Source organism: Streptomyces sp. WAC 01529 (assembly GCF_003945545.1).
GTDB classification, from domain to species: Bacteria; Actinomycetota; Actinomycetes; order Streptomycetales; family Streptomycetaceae; genus Streptomyces; species Streptomyces anatolicus.
This window is the reverse complement of the sequence record NZ_CP029617.1, coordinates 5,200,118-5,224,799: the sequence shown is the minus strand read 5'-3', so window position 1 is coordinate 5,224,799 and position 24,682 is coordinate 5,200,118. Positions and strand designations below refer to the sequence as shown.

Sequence of the window (24,682 nt, the reverse complement as noted above, 5' to 3'; positions counted from 1 at the left end):
AGAGTCCGCGCGCTGTCTGACAGGAAGTCATTGAAGGGCGGCAGAACGTGAGCGAGGACCGCAGGGGCCAGGCCGAGGCCTTTGACGCCATCGGGCGGCACTATGACGAGGCCTTCCCCCACAAGGAGGGTCAGCTCGCCGCGGGACGTCTTCTCGCCGAGGCGCTCGCACCCGGTTCCCGGGTGCTCGACGTGGGCTGCGGCACGGGTCTGCCCACCGCTCTGCAATTGGCCGAGAAGGGTCACTCCGTCCTCGGCACGGACATCTCGGCGGGCATGCTGGCCCTGGCCGAAAAGAACGTCCCGGGGGCTGAGTTCCGGCAGATCGACATCGCGGACCTGGCAGCCGACGGCCCGCACGGAATCGGCCGGTTCGACGGCATCGCCTGCTTCTTCGCGCTGCTGATGCTGCCGCGCCCGGAGATCCCCGGGGCGCTGCGGCGGCTGCACGGCCTGCTGCGGCCGGGAGGCCTGATGGAGCTGTCGATGGTCGAGGCCGACCTCGACGACGCGGCGATTCCGTTCCTGGGGCACACGATCCGGGTATCGGGTTACCTGCGGGACGAACTGCGGCAGGTCGTGCGGGACGCCGGTTTCGAGATCACCGGCGAGGACACGTACTCGTACGCCCCCGCGAGCACCGACGTACCACCGGAACATCAGGTCTTTCTGCACTGCCGACGCGGCTGAGCGACGTGCAACGCTGGACGGCGCGCACGGCGCGCAGCCCCGGACGGACGGATTCGAAACGCGTGACGGAGCACCTCACCCCCCACGAGGGTCGCGAGGCACCAGCTGCCCGGCCGACCGCCCCCGCGGATCCCCGCGGGGCGCTGCTGCGTTCCCCCGAGACGCCACAGGGTGCGCGTGACACATCCCCGGGAGCATCGGTGCCGCCGACCAGTGAGCATTCCCAGCCGTCCGCCTCCGAGCCCGACCCGGGCCGGCCGCGCCCCGCGCCCGAGGGCGTGCCCGCGCAGCCGGGGCCGCCCGAGGGGCCGCCGGGCGGCGAGGAGCGGCGCACCGGCCGGCCGCGGCCGCCGGACGCCGGACCCGTGGCGATGCGGCGCGACGGCGACCGGCTGCGCTTCGTGGGCGCCGCGACCCGGCGCATCGCGCGCGGCATCGACCTCGACGAGATCGTGATGGGCCTGTGCCGGGCCACGGTCCCGACGTTCTCCGACGCGATCCTGGTCTATCTGCGCGACCCGCTGCCCGTCGGCGACGAGCGGCCCACCGGCCCCCTGGTGCTGCGGCTGCGCCGCACGGACCGGCTGCGCTCCATCGAGGAGGGCGCCGAGGAGCCGGACACCGACGGCGGCACGCTGACCTCACTCCAGGTGGTGCCGCCCGACATCACCGATGTGACGGGGACCGCCGAGCTGTGCGAGGTGCGGCAGGGCGGCGCGCTCGCCGAGGTGCTGCGCGGGGTGCGTCCGGTCTTCGCGGACTCGGCGGCGGCGCGGGCGGCCCTGCGCGAACTGCTCGGCGAGGGGCGGACCGTGCCCGCGGGGCAGCGGGCCGTCCTCGCGCCGTTGCGCGGGCGCCGCAGGGTGATCGGCGCGGCCGTGTTCCTGCGCCGCCCGGAGCGCCCCGCGTTCGAGGCGGACGACCTGCTGGTCGCCGCCCAGCTGGCCACGCACAGCGCGCTCGGCATCGACAAGGCCGTCCTGTACGGCCGCGAAGCGTACATCGCCGACGAGTTGCAGCGCACGATGCTGCCCGAGACGCTGCCGCGCCCGACCGGTGTGCGGCTCGCCTCGCGCTACCTCCCCGCGGCCGAGACGGCCCGGGTCGGCGGCGACTGGTACGACGCGATCCCGCTGCCGGGCAGCCGCGTCGCCCTGGTCGTCGGTGACGTCATGGGGCACTCCATGACCTCGGCGGCGATCATGGGCCAGCTGCGGACGACCGCGCAGACCCTCGCGGGGCTCGACCTGCCGCCCCAGGAGGTCCTGCACCACCTGGACGAGCAGGCGCAGCGGCTCGGCTCCGACCGCATGGCGACCTGCCTGTACGCGGTCTACGACCCGGTCTCGCACCGCATCACCATCGCCAACGCCGGTCACCCGCCGCCCGTGCTGCTGCATCTGGGCGGCCGCGCGGAGGTGCTGCGCGTGCCGCCGGGCGCGCCGATCGGCGTGGGCGGCGTGGACTTCGAGGCCGTGGAGCTGGACGCCCCCGCGGGCGCGACCCTGCTCCTGTACACGGACGGGCTCGTCGAGTCCCGGCTGCGCGATGTGTGGACCGGCATAGAGCAGCTGCGCGAACGGCTCGCCGCGACGGCCCAGTTGACGGGCCCGGACCACCCGCCGCCCCTGGAGGCGCTCTGCGACGAGGTCCTCGACATGCTCGGTCCCGGCGACCGGGACGACGACATCGCGCTGCTCGCCGCCCGCTTCGACGGCATCGCGCCGAGCGATGTGGCGTACTGGTTCCTGGAGCCGGAGAACGCCACCCCGTCCCGCGCCCGCAGGCTGGCCCGCAGCGCGCTGGTGCGCTGGGGCCTGGAGGAGATGACCGACTCGGTGGAGCTGCTGGTCAGCGAGGTGGTGACGAACGCCGTGCGGTACGCGTCGCGGCCGATCACGCTGCGGCTGCTGCGTACGGACGTGCTGCGCTGCGAGGTCGGCGACGACGTCCCGCAACTGCCCCGCCTGCGCCAGGCGCGCGCCACGGACGAGGGCGGCCGCGGGCTCTACCTGGTCAACAAGATGGCCCGGCGGTGGGGCGCGACACGGCTGAGCACGGGAAAGGTCGTCTGGTTCGAACTGAACCGGAGCTAGAGCCGGAGCCGCACACGACGAGAGGCGCCCGGAACCATCGCGGTTCCGGGCGCCTCTCGTGTGGGCGCGAGCCCCGTCAGTCCCTGCCGGGCACGCGGTCATCGGGGTCGTCGGGGATCTCGATCGTGTGCGTGGGGTCCGGCTCCTGCGTCGGCGGCTTCGACGACGGGGACTGCGTCGGCGGCTTGGACGACGGCGACTGCGTCGGGGGCTTGGACGACGGCGACTGCGTCGGCGGCTTGGACGAGGGGTCCTTCTCCGGCTTCGACGGCGTGCTCGACGGCTCCTTGGGCGCCTGCGACTTCGTCGGCTCCGGGGGCGGCGCGATGGCCGCGCCCATGTCCGTGTCGAGGTCGAACTTGCTCGGCGCGCCCATCGCGTCGAAGGTGTACGCCGCCCAGATCTCGGCGGGGAAGCTGCCGCCGTCGACGCGCGGCAGACCGCCCGCGCCCCTCATGGAGACCTGCTTGTTCTTCTCCGGCGTGCCGGGGGCGCCCTCGCCGAAGAGGCCCACGGAGGTGACCAGCTTCGGCGTGTAGCCGGTGAACCAGGCCGACTTGTTGTCGTCGGAGGTGCCGGTCTTGCCGGCCACGTCCTGCACGGGGTTGCGCACGGCGTGGCCGGTGCCGTCGTCGACCACGCCGGTCAGGACGGAGGTCAGCGAGTCGGCGGTGCCGCGCTTGACGACCTGGTCGCCGATCGGGTCGGGCAGGTCGATCGTGCGGTCCTTGTGCTCGACGGAGCCGACCAGGGCGGGGGTGACCTTCTTGCCGTGGTTGTCGAGCGTGGCGTACACGCCCGCCATCTCCAGCGGGCTCGCGCCCATGGAGCCGAGCGTCTGGGCGGGCACGGCGGGCAGGCCCTCGACGTCCATGCCGAGCTTGCCCGCCATCTCCATCACCTTGGGCATCCCGACGTCCACGCCCATCTGCGCGAAGACGGAGTTGATGGACTTGTTCATCGCCTTCTGAACGGTGACGGGGCCGTAGTTGACGTCGTCCTCGTTCGGCGGCGCGAAGCCGACCTCGCTGCCCTTGACCGGGCGCTCGCTGGTGCCGTCGTAGATCGTGCCCGCCGTGATCGGCTTGCCGTCCTGGGTCGTGGCGCCCTGTTCGAGGGCGGCGGCGAGGATCAGCGGCTTGAAGGTGGAGGCCGACTGGTAGTCGCGGCGGGTGGCGTTGTTCGTGAAGTGCTTCACGTAGTCCTCGCCGCCGTACATGGCGAGGACCTTGCCGGTCTTCGGGTCGACGGAGGCCGCGCCCGCCTGGACCCGGGCGTCCGCCTTGTTCTTCTTCCGGTCGAGCTTGTCGTTGAGCTTCCTGTCGACGGCCTTCTCGAGCTGCTTCTGCTTCTTCGGGTCGATGTTCAGCGTGACGGTGTAGCCGCCGGCCTCGAACTCGGCCTCGCTCAGCCCGCTGTCGCGCAGCACCTCGCGCTTGGCCTCGTCGACGAGGTAGCCGATCTGCCCCTCGCGGCCGGGCGGGGCCTTGGGCGTCTCGGGCTTGGGGAAGGCGAGGTCCGCGCGCTTGCCCGAGTCGAGCCAGCCCTCCTCGACCATGTTGTCGAGTACGTAGTTCCAGCGCTGCTTGACCAGCTTCCTGCCGGTCGCCGTGGCGGAGGTCCAGTCGTACTGGCTCGGGGCCTGGAGGAGGGCGGCGAGGTAGGCGCCCTGCGCGACGTCCAGCTTCTTGGCGTCGATGCCGTAGTAGGCCTGGGCGGCGGCCTGGATGCCGTAGGCGCCGCGGCCGTAGTAGCTGGTGTTGATGTAGCCCGCGAGGATGTCGTCCTTGCTCTTCTGGCGGTCCACCTTCAGCGAGATGACCAGCTCCTGCAGCTTGCGGCTGACGGTCTGGTCCTGGCTGAGGTAGTAGTTCTTCACGTACTGCTGGGTGATCGTCGAGCCGCCCTGCTTGCCCTTGCCGGTCACCGTGTTGAGCACACCGCGGGCGGTGCCCTTGAAGTCGATGCCCTCGTCCTTGTAGAAGGACTTGTTCTCGGCCGCGACGAAGGTCTTCTGGACGTCCTCGGGGACCTTGGCCAGGTCGACGATCTCGCGGTTCACGTCGCCGGTCCTGGCGATCACGTCGCCGTTGCTGTACCGGTAGACGTTGCTCTGCATCTTCGCCGCGGCGTTCCCCTCGGGGATGTCGACGACCATGTAGAGGATCACGAAACCGAGCATGCCGAGCAGGCAGAACCCGAAGAACGTCCCGAGGAGCTTCTTCCAGGTGAAGAAGCGGCGTATGCCGGTGCGCTTGCCGCCGGACGGGCGCCCGCGCGCTGCCCGGCGGGCACCGCGCTGCCGCGCTTGTCGTTCTTCGGCTCGGCCCATGACTGAGAGTGCTCCGCTTCCGTCTCGTACGACCCGTACTTCTCGTACGTCTCGTCTTCTCACTGGCAAGGCGCTGGTGGCTAAGTCAGCTCATGAAACTAACACCGCACCTAGGGACAAAGGTCATCCGATCCGGTCTTTTCCGGACGTGACAATGAGCACCCGCCCCTAAGGAACCGACCGTTTCAGGCCCTGGAAGGTTGCCCCCTTTTCGAACTCCTGCACTCCTCACCGGGTGTATACACGGCACGTATACACACCGTGTAGACTGCGGGCCATGTCCATTGGCCACACCCTTCTGGGTCTCCTGGAGTCGGGCCCCCGGCACGGCTACGACCTCAAGCGCGCCTTCGACGAGAAGTTCGGGCACGACAAGCCCCTGCACTACGGGCAGGTCTACTCGACCATGTCCCGGCTGCTGAAGAACGGCCTCGTCGAGGTCGACGGCATAGAGGCGGGCGGCGGCCCCGAGCGCAAGCGGTACGCGATCACCGACGCCGGCGTCACGGACGTCCAGCGCTGGCTCGCCACCCCGGAGAAGCCCGAGCCCTACCTCCAGTCGACCCTCTACACCAAGGTCGTCCTCGCGCTCCTCACCGGCCGCGACGCCGCCGAACTCCTCGATGTCCAGCGCGCCGAGCATCTGCGCCTGATGCGCATCCTCACCGACCGCAAGCGCAAGGGCGACCTCGCCGACCAGCTCATCTGCGACCACGCGCTCTTCCACCTCGAAGCCGATCTGCGCTGGCTGGAGCTGGCCGCCGCACGCCTCGGCAAGCTCGCCCAGGAGGTGCGCTCCGCATGACCCCCGCAGGCTCCCTCCTCACGGCCCACGGACTCCGCAAGGCCTACGGCCCCACCACCGCGCTCGACGGCGCGGCCTTCTCCATCCACCCCGGCGAGGTCGTCGCCGTCATGGGCCCCTCGGGCTCCGGCAAGTCGACCCTGCTGCACTGCCTCGCCGGGATCGTCCGCCCCGACGAGGGCTCCATCACCTACGACGGCCGCGAGCTGACCGGCATGCCGGACTCCGCCCTGAGCGCGCTGCGCCGCAGCGAGTTCGGGTTCGTCTTCCAGTTCGGCCAGCTCGTGCCGGAGCTGACCTGCGTCGAGAACGTCGCCCTTCCGCTGCGGCTGAACGGCGCGCGGCGCAAGGAGGCCGAGGCGACCGCCCGTACCTGGATGGAGCGCCTGGAGGTCGACGACGTCGCCGCCAAGCGGCCCGGTGAGGTCTCCGGCGGCCAGGGCCAGCGCGTCGCCGTGGCCCGCGCGCTCGCCACGAGCCCGCGCGTGGTCTTCGCCGACGAGCCGACCGGCGCCCTGGACTCCCTCAACGGCGAGCGCGTGATGGAACTGCTGACCGACGCCGCCCGCTCCACCAACGCCGCCGTCGTCCTGGTCACCCACGAGACCCGCGTCGCCGCCTACTCCGACCGCGAGATCGTCGTGCGCGACGGCAGGTCGCGCGACATGGAGCGGGTCATATGAGCCTCGACACCCGCGCCACGGCCGGCGCTGCCCGGCCCGGACCACCCGGCGCTGGGCGTACCGCGCCGAGGGGCGTGCGCGCCTGGGCCCGCGACCTCGCCATGGGCATGCGTTTCGCCGCCGGCGGCCGTGAGGGCTGGACCCGCACGATCCTGACGGCGGTCGGCGTCGGCCTCGGCGTGGCGCTGCTGCTCGGCGCGGCCTCCGTGCCCGAGCTGATGGAGCGGCGCGAGGACCGCTCGGTCGCCCGCTCCGCCGAGGACCAGTTCTCCGGGAAGAAGGTCGACAGGTCCGACTCGACGGTCCTCCAGCGCGACCTCACCACCGACTTCCGGGACATGACGGTGAACGGCCGCGTGCTGCGCGCCGAGGGTTCGCGTCCGGTGCTGCCGCCCGGCCTGGAGAAGATCCCGGCGGACGGCGAGATGGTCGTCTCGCCCGCCCTGCGCGACCTCCTGGACAGCTCCGAGGGCGCCCTGCTGAAGGAGCGCTTCGGGAAGTACCGGGTCACGGGCACCATCGGCGACGCGGGCCTGATCCACCCCAAGGAGCTCTACTACTACGCCGGTTCGCACGCCCTCACCCCGGCCAAGGGCGGCCACCGCGTCGCGAAGTTCGGCTACGCACAGCCCGGCGAGCCCCTGGACCCGCTCCTTGTCGTACTCGTCGTGCTGGCCTGCGTGGTCCTGCTGACGCCGGTGATCATCTTCATCGGTACGGCCGTCCGCTTCGGCGGCGACCGGCGCGACCGGCGCCTCGCGGCGCTGCGGCTGGTGGGCGCGGACGCGCACACCGTACGGCGGATCGCGGCGGGCGAGTCGCTGAGCGGGGCGCTGCTCGGTCTCGCCGTGGGCGCCATCGCCTTCCTCGGCCTGCGCGAGCTGTTCGGCATGTTCGACCTCACGCAGGTCAGCGCCTTCCCCTCGGACGTCGTGCCGCTGCCCGGGCTCGCCCTGCTGATCCTCGCGGCCGTGCCGGTGACGGCGGTCGTGGTCACGCTGATCTCACTGCGCGCCGTCTCCATCGAGCCGCTGGGCGTCGTCCGCAGCTCCAAGCCCCGTCGGCGCAGGCTGTGGTGGCGGCTCGTGATGCCGCTGCTCGGCCTCGGCATCCTGCTGGCGGCCGGTCGCGTCGGCGGCGACATGGGCCCGCCGGTCTACGCCATCGGCCTGGGCTCGACGCTCACCCTGGTGGGCCTTGCCGCGCTGCTGCCGTGGCTGGTGGAGGCGAGCGTGGCGCGGCTGCGCGGGGGCGGGCCCGTGCCCTGGCAGCTGGCCACGCGCAGGCTCCAGTTGAGCAGCGGTACGGCGGCCCGGGCGGTCGGCGGCATCACCGTCGCGGTGGCGGGCGCGGTCGCCCTCCAGATGATGTTCGGCGCCATGCACGACGACTTCAACCGGGCCACGGACAACGACCCCGGCCGCGCCAAGCTGGTGGTCAGGGCGGATGTCGGCGACGGGCAGCTCGCCGAGCGGATGATCGACAAGTTCCGTACGACCAAGGGCGTCAAGAACGTCATCGGCACGGTCACCACGTACGCCGTCAGACCCGGCAAGATGAGCGCCGACACCCTGCGGCCCCTCACGGAACTGACCGTCGCCAGCTGCGCGAACCTGCGCGAGCTGGCCCGCATCGGCACGTGCGAGGACGGCGACACCTTCGTCGTGCACACCGGCAACAAGCGGCTGAACAAGTGGGTCGACGCGTCGGCCCGCCCCGGCAAGCAGCTGGACCTCAACCCGGTCAGCTGGGACGAGCCCGGCCACCGGCACGTCCTGTGGACGCTGCCCGCCGACTCCCGCACGGTCAGGGCCCGCCCCGACCCGGGCGGCGAGGTGCACGACGGCGTCTACGCCACCCCGGGCGCGGTCGACCTGAGCAAGCTGGTCGACGCCTCGACGACCGCGATGGTCCAGGTCGATCCGGACGTACCGGACGCCGAGGAGTACATCCGCAACACCGCGGCCCACGTCGACCCGTTCCTCGACGTGATGACGCTGCACGCGGTCGAACGCGACAAGCAGTACGCCACCATCCACACCGGTATCCAGGCCGGAGCGATGGCCACGATGATGCTGATCGCGGCGTCCATGCTGGTGTCGATGCTGGAGCAACTGCGCGAGCGCAAGCGGCTGCTCGCGGCCCTGACCGCCTTCGGTACGCGGCGCGGCTCGATGGCGTGGTCGGTGCTGTGGCAGACGGCGATCCCGGTCGCGATCGGCCTCGCGCTCGCCGTCGCGGGCGGTCTCGGCCTCGGCTACGTCATGGTCCGCATGATCCAGAAGTCGGTCACCGACTGGTGGATGTTCGTCCCCCTGACGGTGGCGGGCGGGGTGCTCGTGGCGGTGGTGACATTGCTCAGCCTGCCGCCGCTGTGGCGGATGATGCGGCCGGAGGGCCTGCGGACGGAGTAGGCCTGCGCCCGGGGGAAGCGCCCGAAGGGGCGCGGGGAGCTGCGCGACCAGCCACATGCGGCCCGCGCCCCGCGCACCGGCATCGGTCGTGCGGCCGTTGCCGGTGCGGGGTCACACCACCCGCACCGGCAACGGCCGCACCGCCCCCCGCAGGGCTTCGGCCAACTCCTCGTACTCGGCCGCCCGCGCGGCACCGGCCCGCATCGCGAGGGCGACCCGCCGGGTCGGCGCCGGATCGGCGAAGTACCCGGTCAGCAGCTGATTGCTGCGACTGGTCTCCACCCGCACGGCGGTCCGCGGCAGCAGTGTCACGCCGAGCCCGCCCGCGACCAGCTGGACGAGGGTGGAGAGCCCGGCCGCGGTCGTGGTGACCGGGGCGTCCGCGCGGCCCGCCTCGCGGCAGATGTCCAGGGCCTGGTCGCGCAGGCAGTGCCCCTCGTCGAGCAGCAGCAGGTTCAGCTCCTTCAGCGCCTCGCGCGGGATGCCCTCGCGGCCGCCGAGCCAGTGGTCGAGGGGGGTGACGAGCACGAAGTCCTCGTCGAACAGGGGCAGTTCGGTCACCCCCGGCATCCCGAGCGGCACCGCGAGCAGCAGCAGGTCGAGCCGTCCGGCCGCGAGCCCCTCCAGCAGCGAGGAGGTCTGCTCCTCGTGCACCTGGAGGTCCAGGTCCGGGTACTTCTCGTGGACCAGCGTGATCAGCGTCGGCAGCAGGTACGGGGCGACGGTCGGGATGACGCCGAGCCGCAGCGCCCCGGTGAACGGCGCCTTGACGGCCTCCGCCTCCTCCAGGAGCGCCTCGACCTCACCGAGGACCGCTCTGACCCGCACGGCCAGGCGCTCACCGGCCGGGGAGAGCAGCACCTTGCGCGTGGTCCGCTCCAGGAGCTGGACACCCAGTGCCTCCTCCAGGGCCGCGACGGCACCCGAGAGGGCGGGCTGGCTCATCCCGATCGCGGCGGCGGCGTCCCTGAAGTGCAGATGCTCGGCGACCGCGGCGAAGGCCCGCAGCTGCGCCAGGCTGGGCTGCTTGCCGTTGCTCTGCTTGCCGGGGAACTTTCCCCTATTTATGGCTCGCACTGATAACTACCTCCGATCAACACGACCCACTCTAGCTATTTCCCTAATCAATGCACCCTGTGCCACCATCGACATCAGTCCAACCCCGCAGGAAACTCCCCAAAAGGGATTTCTTCGTCGCAAGGAGTATGCGTGCTCACTGTCGGTGACAAGTTCCCCGAGTTCGACCTGACTGCCTGTGTCTCCCTGGAGCAGGGCAAGGAGTTCGAGCAGATCAACCACAAGACCTACGAGGGCAAGTGGAAGATCGTCTTTGCGTGGCCCAAGGACTTCACCTTCGTGTGCCCGACCGAGATCGCGGCCTTCGGCAAGCTGAACGACGAGTTCGCCGACCGTGACGCCCAGATCCTCGGCTTCTCCGGTGACTCCGAGTTCGTGCACCACGCCTGGCGCAAGGACCACCCGGACCTGACCGACCTGCCCTTCCCGATGCTGGCCGACTCCAAGCACGAGCTCATGCGTGCCCTCGGCATCGAGGGCGAGGACGGCTTCGCGCAGCGCGCCGTCTTCATCGTCGACCAGAACAACGAGATCCAGTTCACGATGGTGACCGCCGGTTCCGTGGGCCGTAACCCCAAGGAGGTCCTGCGGGTCCTCGACGCCCTGCAGACCGACGAGCTGTGCCCCTGCAACTGGACCAAGGGCGACGAGACCCTCGACCCGGTCGCGCTGCTCTCGGGCGAGTGAACGGAAGGCTCTGACATGGCACTCGACGAACTGAAGTCCGCCGTACCGGACTACGCCAAGGACCTGAAGCTGAACCTCGGCTCGGTCATCGGCAACAGCGACCTGCCGCAGCAGCAGCTGTGGGGCACCGTGCTGGCCTGCGCCATCGCGTCCCGCTCCCCGAAGGTGCTGCGCGAGCTGGAGCCCGAGGCCAAGGCGAACCTCTCCCCCGAGGCGTACACGGCCGCCAAGTCGGCCGCCGCCATCATGGCGATGAACAACGTCTTCTACCGCACGCGTCACCTGCTCTCCGACCCGGAGTACGGGACGATGCGCGCCGGTCTGCGGATGAACGTCATCGGCAACCCGGGCGTGGAGAAGGTCGACTTCGAGCTGTGGTCCCTCGCGGTCTCCGCGATCAACGGCTGCGGCCAGTGCCTGGACTCGCACGAGCAGGTCCTGCGCAAGGCCGGCGTCGACCGCGAGACGATCCAGGAGGCCGTCAAGGTCGCCGCGGTCATCCAGGCGGTCGGCGTGACGCTCGACTCCGAGGCTCACTTGGCGGAGTAACCCTCCGCACCGTCGATCACCGGCTCCGCCGGGTTCGTCCGCGAAACGCCGGACGGGCTGGAATCCCCAGCCCGTCCGGCGTTTCGCGTATCCGAGGAGCTACTGCTGCGGTGGCGGATCCGTCAGGGACACGTCCGTCGGGGTGGCCTCCCGGGAGCGCGGCCTCTGCTTCAGGGCCGTCTCACGCGCGTACGAGCGCAGGTAGCCGACCACCGTGTTCGTCACGGCGACCAGCGGCACCGCCACGACCGCCCCGCCGATCCCGGCGACCATGCCGCCCGCGGCGACCGAGAGGATCACCGCCAGCGGATGCACCCGCACCGCGCGGCCGAGGATGAACGGCTGCAGGATGTGCCCCTCGATCTGCTGCACCGCGAGGACCACCGCGAGCGCCATCACGGCCGTGAACACGCCCTGCGTAACCAGCGCGACGACCACGGCGAGCGCCCCGGAGACCACGGCGCCGACGAGCGGGACGAACGAGGCCAGGAAGATGATGACGGCCAGCGGCACCGCCATCGGCACCCCGAGGAAGTAGGTGCCGAGGCCGATGAAGATGGCGTCGATCATGGCCACTATCACCGTGCCGCGCACATAGGCGGTGAGCGTGCGCCAGGCCCTCGGCCCCGCGCCCGCGATACCGGGCCGCGCCTGCTCCGGCACGAGCTTCAGGAACCACTGCCAGATGCGCTTGCCGTCGTACAGCAGGAAGAGCGTGGAGAACATCGCGAGCAGGATGCCGGTCAGCGCCTCGACGATGACCGTGACGCCTTCGAGGCCCGCGGAGGTCAGCTCCTCCGTATTGGCACCGACCGCCTCGCGCAGGCTCGTGGCGATGTCGTTGATCTGATCCTCGGTCACGTGGAAGGGGCTGTTGAGCAGCCACTTGCGCAGGTCGTCGATGCCGTCCTGGACCTGCCCGGACAGCTCGTTGGCGTTCTCCATGACCTGCCAGACCACGAACCAGCCGACCAGGCCCATGATGACGAAGCCGAGGATCGCGGTGACCGCCGTCGCCAGACCGCGGGGCAGACCGAGCCTGCGCAGCCGCGCCACCGTCGGCTGCAGCAGCGCGGTGATCAGCAGGGCGGCCACGAAGGCGAGCACCACGAGCTGCACCGCGCTGATGACCTTCATCAGGACCCAGAGCGTGCCCGCGAGGACGAGGAGGCGCCAGCCCGCCTCGGCCGCGACCCGCATGCCCCACGGCACGGCCGCGACGGGGTCGGGTCTGGGCGCCACCTCCGGCGCGTAGGCGGGTGGCGGCGGTACGTGCTCCTGCTCCCCGCCGGAGGGGTCGTTCGGCTCGCCGTTGTCCGGGTCGGCGTCCTCGTCGCGGCGCTTCTCGTTCAACCGCTCGCCCATCTCGCTCAGTCCGGCACCGAGCCGACCGATCCATCCTGGCACTCGCGACATGATCCGTCCTCTACCCCCGTCTTTCCCCACCACTCCTCCCTGGAGCTGTCCGCACCGACCGTACATGGGAGAAACCCCCCACCGAAGGACGGTGAGGGGTCTCCCGAGGTTGAGCGGTACGGTCGGCGTCCGCCTAGTACCAGTTGTTCGCCTGCCAGAAGTCCCAGGCGCCGCACGGGCTGCCGTAGCGGTCGTTCATGTAGTTCAGGCCCCACTTGATCTGCGTGGCCGGGTTGGTCTGCCAGTCGGCGCCCGCCGAGGCCATCTTGGAACCGGGCAGCGCCTGGACGAGGCCGTACGCCCCGGAGGAGGCGTTCTGCGCCTTGTAGTTCCACGTGGACTCGTGGTTGACGATGTTGCTGAAGCACTGGAACTGGTCGCCGGGGACCATCTGCCGTGCCATCGCCTGGACCTGGGCGACCGTGTAGGAGCTCTGGGGGGTGAAGCTGGAGGCGTCCCGGGCGGAGGAGCGGCTGGCCTTGGTCTCGGCCTTGTCCTCGCGCTCCTTCTTGGCGGCGGCCTTCTGCGCCTTCTCGGCGGCCTCCGCCTTCTCCGCCGCCTTCTGCTTCTCGATCGCCGAGGCGGCGGCCTGCTTGCGGGCCTCCTCCGCGGCGGTCTTCTTCGCCGCGGTGTCGGCGGCCATGGCCTGCGCGTCCGCCTGCTGCGTCAGGGACGCGGTCTGGACCTGGGCCTGCTGGCCCGCGGGGATCTCTGCGAGGAGAGTGGCCTCGCTCGCCGCTGCCTCGAAGTCGTTCGAGTTCGAGGACTGGGCGTTGCCCGAGGCAACACCCACGACGGCTCCGACGGTGGTGACCGCGGTGGCTGACGCCACGGCGAATCCCCGGACCGAAATCCGGCTCACACGGTTTCCTTCCAGCATCGCCCGCATAGGTGACCTCGCGGACGCAATCGTGCCCCTGGCGCTGGCCTCCGCTTGCGTTCGGTCACGGGAGGCACGGGCCCGGTGGACAACTCCCTTGGCGGGAGCGCCGCGTGGTGCTCGGGCGGCATGCGACGGCCACTATGAAGTTCTGGGGTTCAGTACCGCTGGGGGTACAGGTGTGTCGCATGCGGGGCCTGACAGGACCCAGACTCTGCCCCAGCTCGACGCCGCAAGGCAATTCTCCGTTGCGTGGGAAAGCTCACACGCCGTTTGGCCCAGCAGTTTTCCGGAAAGCGGCGCGCACGACGACGCCGCCCGGCTAGGCTCCTTCGCTTCGCCGGGCGGCGCCAACTACCGTACATACGCGGTGAACTGACTCAGATGTGGCCGTCCTCCAGCATTTCGGTCACCAGGGCCGCGATCTGCGAACGCTCGGAGCGCGTGAGGGTGACGTGCGCGAAGAGCGGATGCCCCTTCAGCTTCTCGACGACGGCCACCACCCCGTCGTACCGCCCGACTCGGAGGTTGTCGCGCTGGGCGACGTCATGGGTGAGGACGACACGGGAGTTCGCCCCGATCCTGGACAGAACGGTCAGCAGGACGTTCCGCTCCAGGGATTGGGCCTCGTCCACGATGACGAACGCGTCGTGCAGCGAGCGGCCGCGGATGTGGGTGAGCGGCAGGACCTCCAGCATCCCGCGCGCGCTGATCTCCTCGATGACCTCTTTCCCCGCCACCGAACCGAGCGTGTCGAAGACCGCCTGCGCCCAGGGGCCCATCTTCTCGGCCTCGGTGCCGGGCAGATAGCCAAGCTCCTGCCCGCCGACCGCGTACAGCGGCCGGAAGACCATCACCTTCTGGTGCTGCCTGCGCTCCAGGACGGCCTCCAGGCCCGCGCAGAGGGCGAGCGCCGACTTGCCGGTGCCCGCGCGCCCGCCCATCGAGACGATCCCGACGTCCGGGTCAAGGAGGAGATCGAGCGCGATCCGCTGCTCGGCGCTCCTGCCCTTGATGCCGAAGGCCTCGCGATCGCCGCGTACGAGCCGGACGTTGCCCTCGGCCGTGACGCGGCCCAGCGCCTTGCCGCGCTCGGACTGGATGGTCAGGCCCGTGTGGACGGGCAGGCCCGCCGCCTCGGGGACGTAGAGCTGGTCCTCCTCGAAGAGGAGGTCCACCTGCTCGCCCGAGAGGGTCAGTTCGGCCATGCCGGTCCAGCCGGAGTCCGTGATGGCCAGCTCCGCGCGGTACTCCTCGGCGAGCAGTCCGACGGACGACGCCTTGATCCTGAGCGGGAGGTCCTTGGAGACGACCGTGACGTCGTACCCCTCCGCCTGGAGGTTGCGGGCCACGGCGAGAATCCGTGAGTCGTTGTCCCCCAACCGGTAGCCGGCCGGGAGCACGCCGGGATCGGAGTGGTTGAGCTCGACGCGCAGCGAGCCGCCGAGGTCCCCGATCGGGATCGGGGCGTCCAGCCTGCCGTGCCGGATGCGGAAGTCGTCCAGCAGGCGCAGCGCCTGCCGGGCGAAGTAGCCGAGTTCCGGGTGGTGCCGCTTGGCCTCCAGCTCCGTCACCACGACGACGGGCAGCACGACTTCGTGCTCGTCGAAGCGTGTCAGGGCGTTCGGGTCGGCCAGCAGGACGCTGGTGTCGAGAACGTAGGTGCGCCTGTCGGGCATGCGGCGCTTTGTGCTGGTCATCACGGAAGGACGTACCCCCTCGGATGAGGTCGGGGAGCGACGGGAGGGAATCCGGGCGGGCCGGCGAAGGTGATCCAGGCCCGGCGCGGCCGCGATGCGCGGGCCGGACGCCGGCCCTCCACGTCGCCCGCGCTGCTCACACGGTCGTCCTGGTGCAAAGGGCCTCCCGGGCGGACGGCCTCATGGCGTCCGCTGAGATACGACGTCCCTCTCGGATACTGCGGAACGTCGACCTGGAAGGCTTATTCCCTCGAACAAGCGCAGCCATGCCATGGCATATGACGACGCGTTGGTTAACTCCGGATGACCCCGACCTCAGGGGCGTGCGCGCGTCAGCCGCCGTAGCGGCGGTGGCGGGCCGCGTAATCACGCAGCGCGCGCAGGAAGTCGACCTTGCGGAAGGCCGGCCAGAAGACTTCGCAGAAGTAGTACTCCGAGTGGGCGGACTGCCAGAGCATGAAGCCCGACAGACGCTGTTCCCCGCTCGTACGGATCACCAGGTCGGGGTCGGGCTGGCCGCTGGTGTAGAGGTGCTTGGAGATGAGGTCGATGTCGACGCTCTCCGCGACCTCTTCCAGGCTGGTGCCCTTGGCCGCGTGCTCCAGGAGCAGGGAGCGCACCGCGTCGGCGATCTCCTGGCGGCCGCCGTAGCCGACGGCGACGTTGACGAGTATCCCGGTGTTGTCGTGGGTGGCCTGTTCGGCTTCCTTCATGACGGCCTGGGTGCGGGCGGGCAGCAGGTCGAGCGCGCCGACGTGGTGCACGCGCCAGCGGCCGTCGGCGACGAGCGAGCGGACGGTGGCCTCGATGATGCCGAGGAGCGGGGTCAGCTCCTCCTCGGGCCGGTCGAAGTTGTCGGTGGAGAGCATCCACAACGTGACGACCTCGACGTCGGTCTCGGCGCACCAGCCGAGGAACTCCTCGATCTTGTACGCGCCCGCCTGGTGGCCCTGTGCGGTGGTCCCGCCGGACGCCTTCGCCCAGCGGCGGTTGCCGTCGAGGATGACCCCGATGTGCTTGGGCACCTGGTCGTGGTCGAGGCGGCCTTCCACCCGGCGTGCGTAAAGTCCGTACACCAGGTCGCGCAGGTTCACGTCTGTCAGCCCCTCCAGCAGATGGCGGTCCTCAAGGGGTGTGCGTAGGGCAGTCCCCGAGGGCGACACCCTACCGCTGCACGGACCTCCCACCGAAGTCGGGTGCGCTCGGCTGAAGTAGCTTCATCCCCATGAACGACACGTCTTCGTACCGAGCGGCCCCGGACCGCTACGACACCATGGAGTACCGGCGCACGGGCCGCAGCGGCCTGAAGCTGCCCGCGGTCTCCCTCGGTCTCTGGCACAACTTCGGTGACGACAAGGCCCTGGACACGCAGCGCGCGATCCTGCGCCGCGCCTTCGACCTGGGCGTCACGCACTTCGACCTGGCGAACAACTACGGGCCGCCGGCCGGCTCCGCGGAGCTGAACTTCGGCAAGCTCTTCGCACAGGATTTCGCTTCGTACCGCGACGAGCTGGTCATCTCGACCAAGGCCGGATACCTCATGCACCCGGGCCCGTACGGCGAGTGGGGCAGCCGCAAGTACCTGCTGTCGTCGCTGGACGCCTCGCTGGCGCGGATGGGCCTCGACTACGTCGACATCTTCTACTCCCACCGCTTCGACCCGGACACCCCGCTGGAGGAGACGATGGGCGCGCTCGCGTCCGCGGTCCAGCAGGGCAAGGCGCTCTATGTGGGCGTGTCGTCCTACAACAGCGAGCAGACGGCCGAAGCGGCGCGGCTGCTGCGGGAGATGGGCGTCCCGGCCCTCATCCACCAGCCGTCGTACTCGATGATCAACCGCTGGACCGAGGAGGACGGCCTCCTCGACACGCTGGAGCGGGCCGGGATGGGCTGCATCTCCTTCGTGCCGCTCGCCCAGGGGCTGCTCACCAACAAGTACCTGAAGGGCATCCCGGAGGGTTCGCGTGCGACGCAGGGCAAGTCCCTGGACCCGGAGCTGCTGAGCGACGAGGTCGTACGCCGGCTCAACGGCCTGAACGACATCGCGGCGGGCCGCGGCCAGTCGCTCGCCCAGCTCGCCCTCAACTGGGTGCTCCGCGACGCGCGGATGACCTCGGCGCTGATCGGCGCGTCCAGCGTGGAGCAGTTGGAGGAGAACGTGGCGGCGTTGGCGGGCCCGGAGCTGACGGACGCGGAGCTGTCGGCCATCGACACGTTCGCGGTCTCGACGCCCGGCACCAACATCTGGGCCGGGCGGGGCTGACGCTAGGGGCGCGGGCGCTTGAACCAGGCGCCCGCGGTCCCCTGGGAGAGCAGGACGACCACCGCGATGGCGCCGAGCAGCGGCAGGAGACCGCCGGGGTTGCCGTTGGCCGCCCCGCCGAGCGCGCTCAGGGCGTGCAGCGACATCAGGACGATGCACGTCACGCGGATACCGGAGCCGGCCTTGTGGAACGTCCAGGCCAGGCTCGCGGCCACCATGACCAGCACATTCACTCCGATGACGGCGCCTGCCGTCACCGCGTCGCCCGTGGCGCCGATGACTATCGCGGCGAGCAGGACGAGTCCGGCGAGCACCCAGAGGACGATCTGCGCGGCCCGGACGCTGCCGGGCATCCGCTGCGGGGCCATCGGGCCGTAGGCGTACGCGGCGTCCTGGGCGGGGCCGGGGTAGGCGGGCAGGCCTGTGTGCGGGGTGGGCTGAGGGTGGTTCTGGGGGTGGGGCTCCGGGGTGACCTGCGGGTTCTGGTGCGGCGGGGGGAAGTCGTTCGACATGTCCCTGACCATAACGGGGGCGGGCGACCTTGATCGGCGGGCCCTGACGCGCGGGCACAAAAAACGGGCCGGTCCGTGGGGGGGAGACGGACCGGCCCGAGGGGGGGTTTCCACCATAACCCTTTGTAAGTGATGCTGCGTGCATTGGCGCCCCACAACTACTCTCCGAAGTCACGCGACGACTGCGAGACCCCCGTTCTCCGGGCGGAATCCGGGGTTCGGAGGCGGATTTCGGCCGGGCCCGGCGGTACTCCCCACGGGGGACCCCGGCAGGGTTCGCGCGCTTGACGCGCCGGGTGTCCGGACCGCTAATTTCGCGGGCATGGCGACGATGGAGGTCATCGGCCCCGCGGGGTCGGCGGCGGGGATCACCGCGGAGGCCGCCTCGGAGGCCCCGTGGGAGATCCCGCTGGAGATCGCGGACTCCGCGCGGGCACGGCGGCGCGGCCTGCTCGGGCGCGCGGGGGTGGCGGGGGCGCTGCTGCTGACACCGGCAAGCGGCGTGCACACGGTAGGGATGCGGTTCGCCGTCGACGTGGCGTATCTCGACCGCGAGCTGCGGGTGCTGGCGGTCCGGACGATGCGCCCGGGCCGGATCGGGCTGCCGCGGCCGCGGGCCAGGCATGTGATCGAGGCGGAGGCCGGGGCGATGGCGGGGTGGGGCGTACGCCGGGGCGCGCGGATCGTCGTGCGCGGCGCGGGATGACGGCTCGCGGTGCCGCGCGGCCCCCTCCACCGCGCGGCACCGCACGCGCAGCTTTGCTCACGCGAATTAGCCTTGGTCTGAACTTACGTGACGATCAGGGGTGGATCGAGCCAGTATTGATAACGATGCGGAATCAGGGCTTCGATTCCGGGAGTTACGTCAGGATGTGGGCGGTAGGCGGACTTTGCCGGAATCGCGCACCAGGCGCCCCGTCAGACGGCGCGCGCCACGGTGCTCCCCGCGCTCGCGTTGCTCCCCTTGGCCGCCGCACTCCCCTTACTCCCCCCACTCCCCTTATGACTCCCCTCACTCCCCTTGCTCGCTTTTCCCGCCCTACTCGCCTTACTGGCCACGATCTGCGCCATGTGCGTGTCGCCCCACAACCCGAGGGGAAGCAGGGCCGCGTTGAGGGACTGGCCGAGATCGGTCAGGGAGTACTCGACCTTCGGCGGCACTTCGCGGTAGACCTCGCGGTGCACGATGCCGTCCGACTCCAGCTCCCGCAGCTGCTGGATCAGCATCTTCTCGCTCACCCCGGGGATGTGCCGCTTCAGCTCGCCGAACCGGAGCGTGCGGCCCGCGTGCAGCGCCCACAGGATCATCGGCTTCCACTTGCCGCCGACGACGTCCACGGCGGCGTCGAGCCCACAGGCGTACGGCGCTTGCTCCTCCACCACGACCAACTCCTCCGCGCGCTGGGCCACTTACCGCAACGACAGTACAGACTGTACGGGCTTGCGGAGTTCGAAGAGGTGGCGGGCGCTGTGGGCGACGAAGGGCCCCTCGGCCTCGATCCGGTCATGCAGCTCGCGCAGGAGCGGGCGGTACTTCTCCACGCTGAAGTCGGGGACCATCCACACCACCTTGCGCAGGAAGTGGACGACGGCTCCGATGTCGAAGAACTCCATCCGCAGCCGCTCGGCCCGCAGGTCCACGACCTCCAGGCCCGCCTTCTCGGCCTCGGCGCGCTCCAGGTCGGGGTGGCGGGCGTTCCTGACCTCCGCCGGCTGGGGCCCGAGGAAGTACTCGACGACCTCGAAGACGCTGGCGGGTCCGACGTGCTGCGCGAAGTACGTGCCGCCGGGCCGCAGTACGCGCGCGATCTCGTCGAACCGGGCCCGCACCGGGTGGCGGCTGGTGACGAGGTCGAAGGCGCCGTCCGCGAACGGCAGCGGGGCCTCCTCCGGGGAGGCGACGACGGCCACGCCTCGCGGGTGCAGCAGTGCGGTGGCCTTGGCCACGTTCGCGGGCCAGCCCTCGGTGGCGACGGCGAGCGGCGGCAGGGTGGCGGCGGAGGCGAGCACTTCGCCGCCGCCGGTCTGGATGTCGAGCGAGGCCTCCGCCCGCGCGAGGCGCCGGGCCATCGCGTCGGCGTACCGCCAGGAGGGCCGCGCCTCGGTTGCCCTCCCCTCGAACCAGGAGAAGTCCCACCCTTCGGTGGGCGCGGCCTCGGCTTCGGCGACGAGGTCCTCGAAGGTGCGGGGGGTGGTGGGGTCAGTGGGGGTGGCGGGGGGCTCGGGGGAATCGGTGCTCATGGGGTAATCGTGGCACCGGATGTGCGGGGGTGCGGAGATGGCTCACGCGGTGTTGTCGGCGCCGCTGCCGGTGCCCTTGCCGCTGCTGGTGCCGGTGTCGTTGCCGGACGCTCCCCGGGGGAAGGAGACCTCGACGCGGCGGTTCTTCTTGCGGCCCTCCTCGGAGCCGTTGTCCGCGATCGGGTAGTCCTCGCTGTAGCCGCGTACGGAGAAGGTGACCTCGGGGCCGAGATGGCCGGCCAGCTCGTCGTGCACCGCTTCCGCGCGCTGCCGGGAGAGCTTCTTGCCGTGGCCGTAGGAGCCGAGGTTGTCCGTGAAGCCGAACACCCTGACGTCCGTGGCCTTCTGCGCCTTGGCCTCCTCGGCGATCGCCTTGATACGGGCGTTCGCCTCGGGGTTCAGCTTCGCGCTGTCCTTGGGGAACAGGACCTCCGCCTGCAGCGCGAACTTCACGTCCGTGTTGGTGTCCTCGCGCCGCTCCTCGCCGCCGAGGTCCTCGACGACGGACTTGATGTCCAGCACCTTCGCGGGCGCGAGCGTGGCCCCGTCAGCGAGCTTCAGCCCCGGACTGTTGGAGTCGACGTCCGGGGGCGGGGAGGTGGTGGTGCTGCCGGGGGGCGAACTGGGGTCCCCCCCATCGGCCCAGGCGGGCACGGGACCGGCCAGCAGGGCCAGCGCGACGAGGGTGGCGGCGCCGGTGGTTCGGAGGTGGTGGCGGGTCATGGTTATTCGCCCTCGGAGATTTGTATGGGGGCGGGGGGCATGGACCCCACCTGGAAGGTGACCTTGTCGGTGCCCTCGGGCGGTGCGGGGAACTGGGCGAACCAACTGGCGGTTTCCCCCTGCTTCACACGGCCATTGAACTTGGTGCAGAGACAACGCCCCGAGGTGTCCCTGAGAACCAGGTACTTCTTCTTCCCGTCGTGGTCGACCAAACTGGCCCCGGAAAGGGAACCTCCGTTCGACCTCAACTCGCGCTCGTCACTGGCCCAGTTGGCGCCCATCCACGACCGGGCGCCGTTATTCTTCACCGTGCCGGAGACCGTGACGAATCCGCCTCCGTCCCGGCGGGCCGAATTGATCGTGACACTGATGTCACCGTCCTTGGACTCCGCCAATATGTCGTCGGTCGAAGGCGACTCAGTTTGCTTCTGCCCATCGCCATCTCCGCCCTTCTTGCCCGCCGAAGCTGAAGGACCCGACTTGTCCGGCTTATTATCTCCGTTGTCCCCGCCACCGCAGCCGACGACCGTGAGAACCAGCCCAGTCGTGATCGCCACAGCGGTCATTGCCCTGCGGGTCAACATGGAGCGCCGAATGCTCATCGCTACCGCTTCCTTCTTTCGTCGATCTCCGGTCAGTCGGCCAGGTGGACAGAGAAGAGGGCGGATGCCTCAGGGAGATCACCCAGTTCGAATTCGTCCGGATCGATCTCGAAGGACTCGCCCCCGTCGCAATCAAATTCCACGGCCTTCTCCGGGTCGGCCGATGGGTCGACGTCACAGCGCGGCTTGACGATGGCCGTAGCGTCGGCCCTGGCGTGTTGGGACTCCGTACCCGGGATGATCGAGTCGCCGACGGTGTACGTGGTCTCGATCTCCGCGCGGAACCCCGGGTAGCCGTTCACTTCGGCGGGCCCGAACCCGATGACGGTGGAGTCGTTCTCGGCAGCCAGGGCATCCGCCGCGCCTCGCGCCCCCTCGCCGGTGAACTTGTCTCCGCCGAGCCAGTCGAGCCAGTCGTCTCCTTCGCCGATGGACAGCTCGAATCCATCCATGAGTTCGTCTCTGGCGTCCTGCGCTGCCGCCAACGCCGCCGCATCAGCGGCTGATTGCGCACCATTGCGGGCTGAGGCGGCTTGGGCGAACGCGAAGAAGGCGAACGCGACAAAGAGCAGAATCCCCGTCATCCAGATATAGATGGGGAGAGTCTGCCCTCGGTCGCTGTGCAGGCGGGCGCTCAGCCGCCTCCGACCACATCGTCGACTGCGTCCCCGATAGCGCTGGAGATCGTCCCGTCCAGCCCCAGCTGGTCGATCAACGTAAAGATCCCCGCAATAAGAATCATGAGCCCCGCATACTCCACGAACCCCGCCCCCGCATCCCGATCCCTCCCCCGGACCCGGGACGCCACGGACGCCGTCCAAAAGATCCAGACTTCGAGCACGCGTTCCTTCAGCACGACGGCCCCTTCTCTCCCACCAGATACCGCGCCCTTTGTGGTCAGAGGCAACGTACGCCACAAGGCGTGCATCGGCAGCGACTCTGCGCGACGTATGCGGTAACCGGGGTGCCCCGTCCGCAAGTTGGCGGGTTCCCTTCCCCCTCGGTGAGATCACCATGCACGACGCCCCCTCCCGCGAACCGTGAACTCGGATCCGACTGTCCCACATCGCATTGCACCCGCGAAGGGGTTTCGCACAGTTGATGAAGCAGCCGCTGTACGCCGCGCCGTCATCGTCGCCATCGCCATCGTCATCGCCCCAGAATCGAGCCGAAGTTCGACCCCGAGCCAAGGAACATGCCCGCCGCGATGAGGATCATCGTGGCGGGGAGCATGAAGACCAGGGTCACCATCGTCGCCTTGGGGATCGTTTTCGCCGCACGCCGGCGGGAGTTCTGCGCGTCCGTGCGCCGCATGTCCGTGGCGATCTGGATCAGCGTGTCCGCGATCGGGGACCCCAGCTCCTCGCCCTGTTGCAGCGCCGAGACGAACTGGGCCACCTGCTCGGACGCGTTGCGGCGGCGGAGTTCGTCGAAGGCCTGGCGGCGGCTGACGCCCATGTCCATCTGGCGCAGGGTGATGCGCAGTTCGTCCGCCCAGGGCCCCTCGTACCGCTCCGCCACCCGGTCGAGCGCCTGGCGGAAGCCGAGGCCCGCCGAGACCACCACCGCCAGCACGTCCAGGAAGTCCGGCAGGGTGCGGTCGATGACCTCGCGGCGCTCCCGGATGGCCTGCCAGATCAGGGCGTCCGCCGCCGTCGCCCCGAAAGCGAACGTCAGCAGGCCGAGGAGCGGGGAGCCGTTCGTGAGGAAGACCAGGCCGAGGACCACGCCGAAGACGCCGTAGACCGCGCGCCGAGCCGCGTAGCGGTCGATCGTGAGGCCCCCGGGGTTGCCCGCCATGTCGATCCTGCGGCGCTTGGCGTCGACCCGCCTGGGACCCATCAGGCGCAGCACGAGGGGCGCGAAGCGCATCCCGAGCCGGTCCACCGCCGAGCCCGCTGCCGAGACGCGGGTCGCGCCGACCTCCAGGGCCACGGCCAGGTCGGAGGGCAGCTTCGCGTCCGCCCGGTACATGCGGACGCCCTGGCAGGCACCGGCCACGGCGAGGCCCATCGCCACCGCTAGCAGCAAGCCCAGCAACGCAACTCCCCTCCCATCTAGACCTCGATCTTTCCGAGGCGTCTGATCACGAAGAAGCCGATCCCATAGAGGCCGAGCGAGATCAGGATCAGCGTCTGGCCCATCGGGGAGCCGGTCACCCGCTCCAGCGCGCCCTCGTTCGAGGAGTTGATCAGGAGCAGGGAGCCGAGGCCGAGCAGCGGGACCGTGAACGCCGTCGCGTGGACCTCCGAGAGCATCGTGCGGACCTCGCGCCGCGTCTCCTTGCGGTCCTCCAGGGTCTGGGTGAGGTTCCGCAGCGAGTTGACCACCGTGCCGCCCGCCTTGTTGGAGAGGACCAGCGTGGTGACGAGGACTATCAGCTCGCGGGACGGAAGGCGGGCGGCCAGCTCGCCCAGGGTGTCGTCGATGGAGCGGCCCAGCGTCAACTGGTCGGCGACATGGGACAGTTCCTCGCCCGCGGGCGCCTCCAGTTCCTCCGCCGCCATCGCCAGCGAGGTCCGCAGGGCCAGGCCCGCCGCCGTCGCGTTGGCCAGGATGCGGGCCACGTCGGGGAGTTGGTTGATGAACGCCTCGATGCGTTTCTGGCGCTGCCAGTTGAGGAAGGCGACCGCGCTCCACACCGCGACGACGCCCGCGATCGGGCCGAAGAAGGGCGCGAGCGTCGCCGCCGCGATCAGCCAGAGCGCGGCGACAACGGCGACCACGTACGTGAAGAACTCCCCCGCCGTGAGGTCGAGCCCCGTCGAGGAGAGCCGCAGCTGGATCGATCTGCCCAGGCGCGTGCGGCGCAGGCGGCGGTCGACGGCCGCGAAACGGCGCGCGCGGCCGGGCGGGCCGCCGTCCCCGCTTCCCGGGCCGAGCGCCAGCCGGTCGACGAGCGCCTGGCGCTGGGCGCGCCCGGAGGCGTACGTATGGACGCCCGCGACGGCCAGTGTGCCGGTCAGGACCGTGGCGCCCAGGGCGAGGAGCGCGGGGTCGTTCATCGTGCGGT

At 70.4% G+C, this 24,682-nt stretch carries 24 protein-coding genes; 9 read left to right on the top strand and 15 right to left on the bottom strand.

Annotation, left to right across the window (positions count from 1 at the left end):
- The first annotated feature begins 47 nt into the window (after positions 1-47).
- Positions 48-689, top strand: coding sequence for a methyltransferase domain-containing protein (locus tag DMA15_RS23710; protein WP_240659907.1), 642 nt, complete (start codon positions 48-50; stop codon positions 687-689).
- Positions 690-889: 200 nt separating this feature from the next.
- Positions 890-2,785 carry an ATP-binding SpoIIE family protein phosphatase gene (locus tag DMA15_RS23705; protein WP_240659906.1) on the top strand — a complete coding sequence of 632 codons (1,896 nt, stop codon included), beginning with the start codon at positions 890-892 and terminating at the stop codon, positions 2,783-2,785.
- 76 nt (positions 2,786-2,861) lie between these two features.
- On the opposite strand, the gene DMA15_RS23700 is transcribed toward DMA15_RS23705, so the two are convergent.
- Positions 2,862-5,117, bottom strand: a complete 2,256-nt coding sequence (locus tag DMA15_RS23700; protein ID WP_125514785.1) for a transglycosylase domain-containing protein — start codon at positions 5,115-5,117, stop codon at positions 2,862-2,864.
- A 277-nt stretch (positions 5,118-5,394) separates the two neighbouring features.
- On the opposite strand from DMA15_RS23700, the gene DMA15_RS23695 reads away from it, so the two are divergent.
- The 3 genes from DMA15_RS23695 to DMA15_RS23685 all read left to right on the top strand — a co-directional run bounded on the left by DMA15_RS23695 (position 5,395) and on the right by DMA15_RS23685 (position 9,019).
- Positions 5,395-5,922 (top strand): PadR family transcriptional regulator, encoded by a 528-nt coding sequence (locus DMA15_RS23695; protein WP_125514784.1) that lies wholly within the window; start codon positions 5,395-5,397, stop codon positions 5,920-5,922.
- Positions 5,919-6,605, top strand: a complete 687-nt coding sequence (locus DMA15_RS23690) for an ABC transporter ATP-binding protein (RefSeq protein WP_125514783.1) — start codon at positions 5,919-5,921, stop codon at positions 6,603-6,605. Before DMA15_RS23695 ends, DMA15_RS23690 begins: the two co-directional genes overlap by 4 nt.
- A 101-nt stretch (positions 6,606-6,706) precedes the next feature.
- Positions 6,707-9,019 (top strand): FtsX-like permease family protein, encoded by a 2,313-nt coding sequence (locus DMA15_RS23685; RefSeq protein ID WP_125517967.1) that lies wholly within the window; start codon positions 6,707-6,709, stop codon positions 9,017-9,019.
- A 111-nt stretch (positions 9,020-9,130) separates the two neighbouring features.
- Here the strand turns inward: DMA15_RS23685 and DMA15_RS23680 are convergent, their stop codons facing one another.
- Positions 9,131-10,096: a hydrogen peroxide-inducible genes activator gene (locus DMA15_RS23680; protein ID WP_240659905.1), complete on the bottom strand. Its 966-nt coding sequence runs from the start codon at positions 10,094-10,096 to the stop codon at positions 9,131-9,133.
- Between the two features lie 132 nt (positions 10,097-10,228).
- Between DMA15_RS23680 and DMA15_RS23675 the strand changes: the two genes are divergently transcribed.
- On the top strand, positions 10,229-10,783 hold the full coding sequence (locus DMA15_RS23675; protein WP_030793682.1) for a peroxiredoxin: 555 nt from the start codon (positions 10,229-10,231) through the stop codon (positions 10,781-10,783).
- A 15-nt stretch (positions 10,784-10,798) separates the two neighbouring features.
- A complete protein-coding gene (locus DMA15_RS23670) occupies positions 10,799-11,332 on the top strand; it encodes an alkyl hydroperoxide reductase (protein ID WP_125514782.1) in 534 nt (177 codons plus the stop codon).
- Between the two features lie 99 nt (positions 11,333-11,431).
- On the opposite strand, the gene DMA15_RS23665 is transcribed toward DMA15_RS23670, so the two are convergent.
- The 4 genes from DMA15_RS23665 to DMA15_RS23650 form a co-directional block, all read right to left on the bottom strand.
- The gene (locus DMA15_RS23665; RefSeq protein WP_125514781.1) at positions 11,432-12,748 is read right to left on the bottom strand and encodes an AI-2E family transporter; all 1,317 of its coding nucleotides are present in this window, start codon (positions 12,746-12,748) and stop codon (positions 11,432-11,434) included.
- Positions 12,749-12,881: 133 nt separating this feature from the next.
- Positions 12,882-13,628 carry a lytic transglycosylase domain-containing protein gene (locus DMA15_RS23660; protein WP_206302810.1) on the bottom strand — a complete coding sequence of 249 codons (747 nt, stop codon included), beginning with the start codon at positions 13,626-13,628 and terminating at the stop codon, positions 12,882-12,884.
- A gap of 380 nt (positions 13,629-14,008) precedes the next feature.
- Positions 14,009-15,331: a PhoH family protein gene (locus DMA15_RS23655; RefSeq protein ID WP_125514779.1), complete on the bottom strand. Its 1,323-nt coding sequence runs from the start codon at positions 15,329-15,331 to the stop codon at positions 14,009-14,011.
- Between the two features lie 329 nt (positions 15,332-15,660).
- Positions 15,661-16,422, bottom strand: coding sequence for an isoprenyl transferase (locus DMA15_RS23650; RefSeq protein ID WP_125514778.1), 762 nt, complete (start codon positions 16,420-16,422; stop codon positions 15,661-15,663).
- A 131-nt stretch (positions 16,423-16,553) separates the two neighbouring features.
- Between DMA15_RS23650 and mgrA the strand changes: the two genes are divergently transcribed.
- Positions 16,554-17,591: an L-glyceraldehyde 3-phosphate reductase gene (gene mgrA / locus DMA15_RS23645; RefSeq protein ID WP_125514777.1), complete on the top strand. Its 1,038-nt coding sequence runs from the start codon at positions 16,554-16,556 to the stop codon at positions 17,589-17,591.
- A gap of 2 nt (positions 17,592-17,593) precedes the next feature.
- Here mgrA and DMA15_RS23640 read toward each other — a convergent pair whose 3' ends face one another.
- On the bottom strand, positions 17,594-18,103 hold the full coding sequence (locus DMA15_RS23640; RefSeq protein WP_125514776.1) for a hypothetical protein: 510 nt from the start codon (positions 18,101-18,103) through the stop codon (positions 17,594-17,596).
- A 331-nt stretch (positions 18,104-18,434) separates the two neighbouring features.
- Between DMA15_RS23640 and DMA15_RS23635 the strand changes: the two genes are divergently transcribed.
- Complete coding sequence (locus DMA15_RS23635; RefSeq protein WP_125517965.1) at positions 18,435-18,809, top strand: DUF192 domain-containing protein; 375 nt, start codon at positions 18,435-18,437, stop codon at positions 18,807-18,809.
- Between the two features lie 212 nt (positions 18,810-19,021).
- Here the strand turns inward: DMA15_RS23635 and DMA15_RS23630 are convergent, their stop codons facing one another.
- The 8 genes from DMA15_RS23630 to DMA15_RS23595 all read right to left on the bottom strand — a co-directional run bounded on the left by DMA15_RS23630 (position 19,022) and on the right by DMA15_RS23595 (position 24,674).
- Positions 19,022-19,486 carry a helix-turn-helix domain-containing protein gene (locus DMA15_RS23630; protein ID WP_125514775.1) on the bottom strand — a complete coding sequence of 155 codons (465 nt, stop codon included), beginning with the start codon at positions 19,484-19,486 and terminating at the stop codon, positions 19,022-19,024.
- Between the two features lie 27 nt (positions 19,487-19,513).
- Complete coding sequence (locus DMA15_RS23625) at positions 19,514-20,344, bottom strand: class I SAM-dependent methyltransferase (protein ID WP_125514774.1); 831 nt, start codon at positions 20,342-20,344, stop codon at positions 19,514-19,516.
- Between the two features lie 42 nt (positions 20,345-20,386).
- Positions 20,387-21,067 (bottom strand): OmpA family protein, encoded by a 681-nt coding sequence (locus DMA15_RS23620; protein ID WP_125514773.1) that lies wholly within the window; start codon positions 21,065-21,067, stop codon positions 20,387-20,389.
- Positions 21,068-21,069: 2 nt separating this feature from the next.
- On the bottom strand, positions 21,070-21,669 hold the full coding sequence (locus tag DMA15_RS23615) for a hypothetical protein (protein ID WP_125514771.1): 600 nt from the start codon (positions 21,667-21,669) through the stop codon (positions 21,070-21,072).
- A 32-nt stretch (positions 21,670-21,701) separates the two neighbouring features.
- Positions 21,702-22,295, bottom strand: coding sequence for a pilus assembly protein TadG-related protein (locus DMA15_RS23610; RefSeq protein ID WP_276314395.1), 594 nt, complete (start codon positions 22,293-22,295; stop codon positions 21,702-21,704).
- Positions 22,296-22,303: 8 nt separating this feature from the next.
- Positions 22,304-22,510 carry a hypothetical protein gene (locus tag DMA15_RS23605; RefSeq protein ID WP_125517963.1) on the bottom strand — a complete coding sequence of 69 codons (207 nt, stop codon included), beginning with the start codon at positions 22,508-22,510 and terminating at the stop codon, positions 22,304-22,306.
- 308 nt (positions 22,511-22,818) lie between these two features.
- Entirely contained in the window at positions 22,819-23,709 is an 891-nt protein-coding gene (locus DMA15_RS23600) for a DUF5936 domain-containing protein (protein WP_276314367.1), read from the bottom strand.
- Positions 23,710-23,726: 17 nt separating this feature from the next.
- Positions 23,727-24,674: a type II secretion system F family protein gene (locus DMA15_RS23595; RefSeq protein WP_125514769.1), complete on the bottom strand. Its 948-nt coding sequence runs from the start codon at positions 24,672-24,674 to the stop codon at positions 23,727-23,729.
- Between the last annotated feature and the right edge of the window lie 8 nt (positions 24,675-24,682).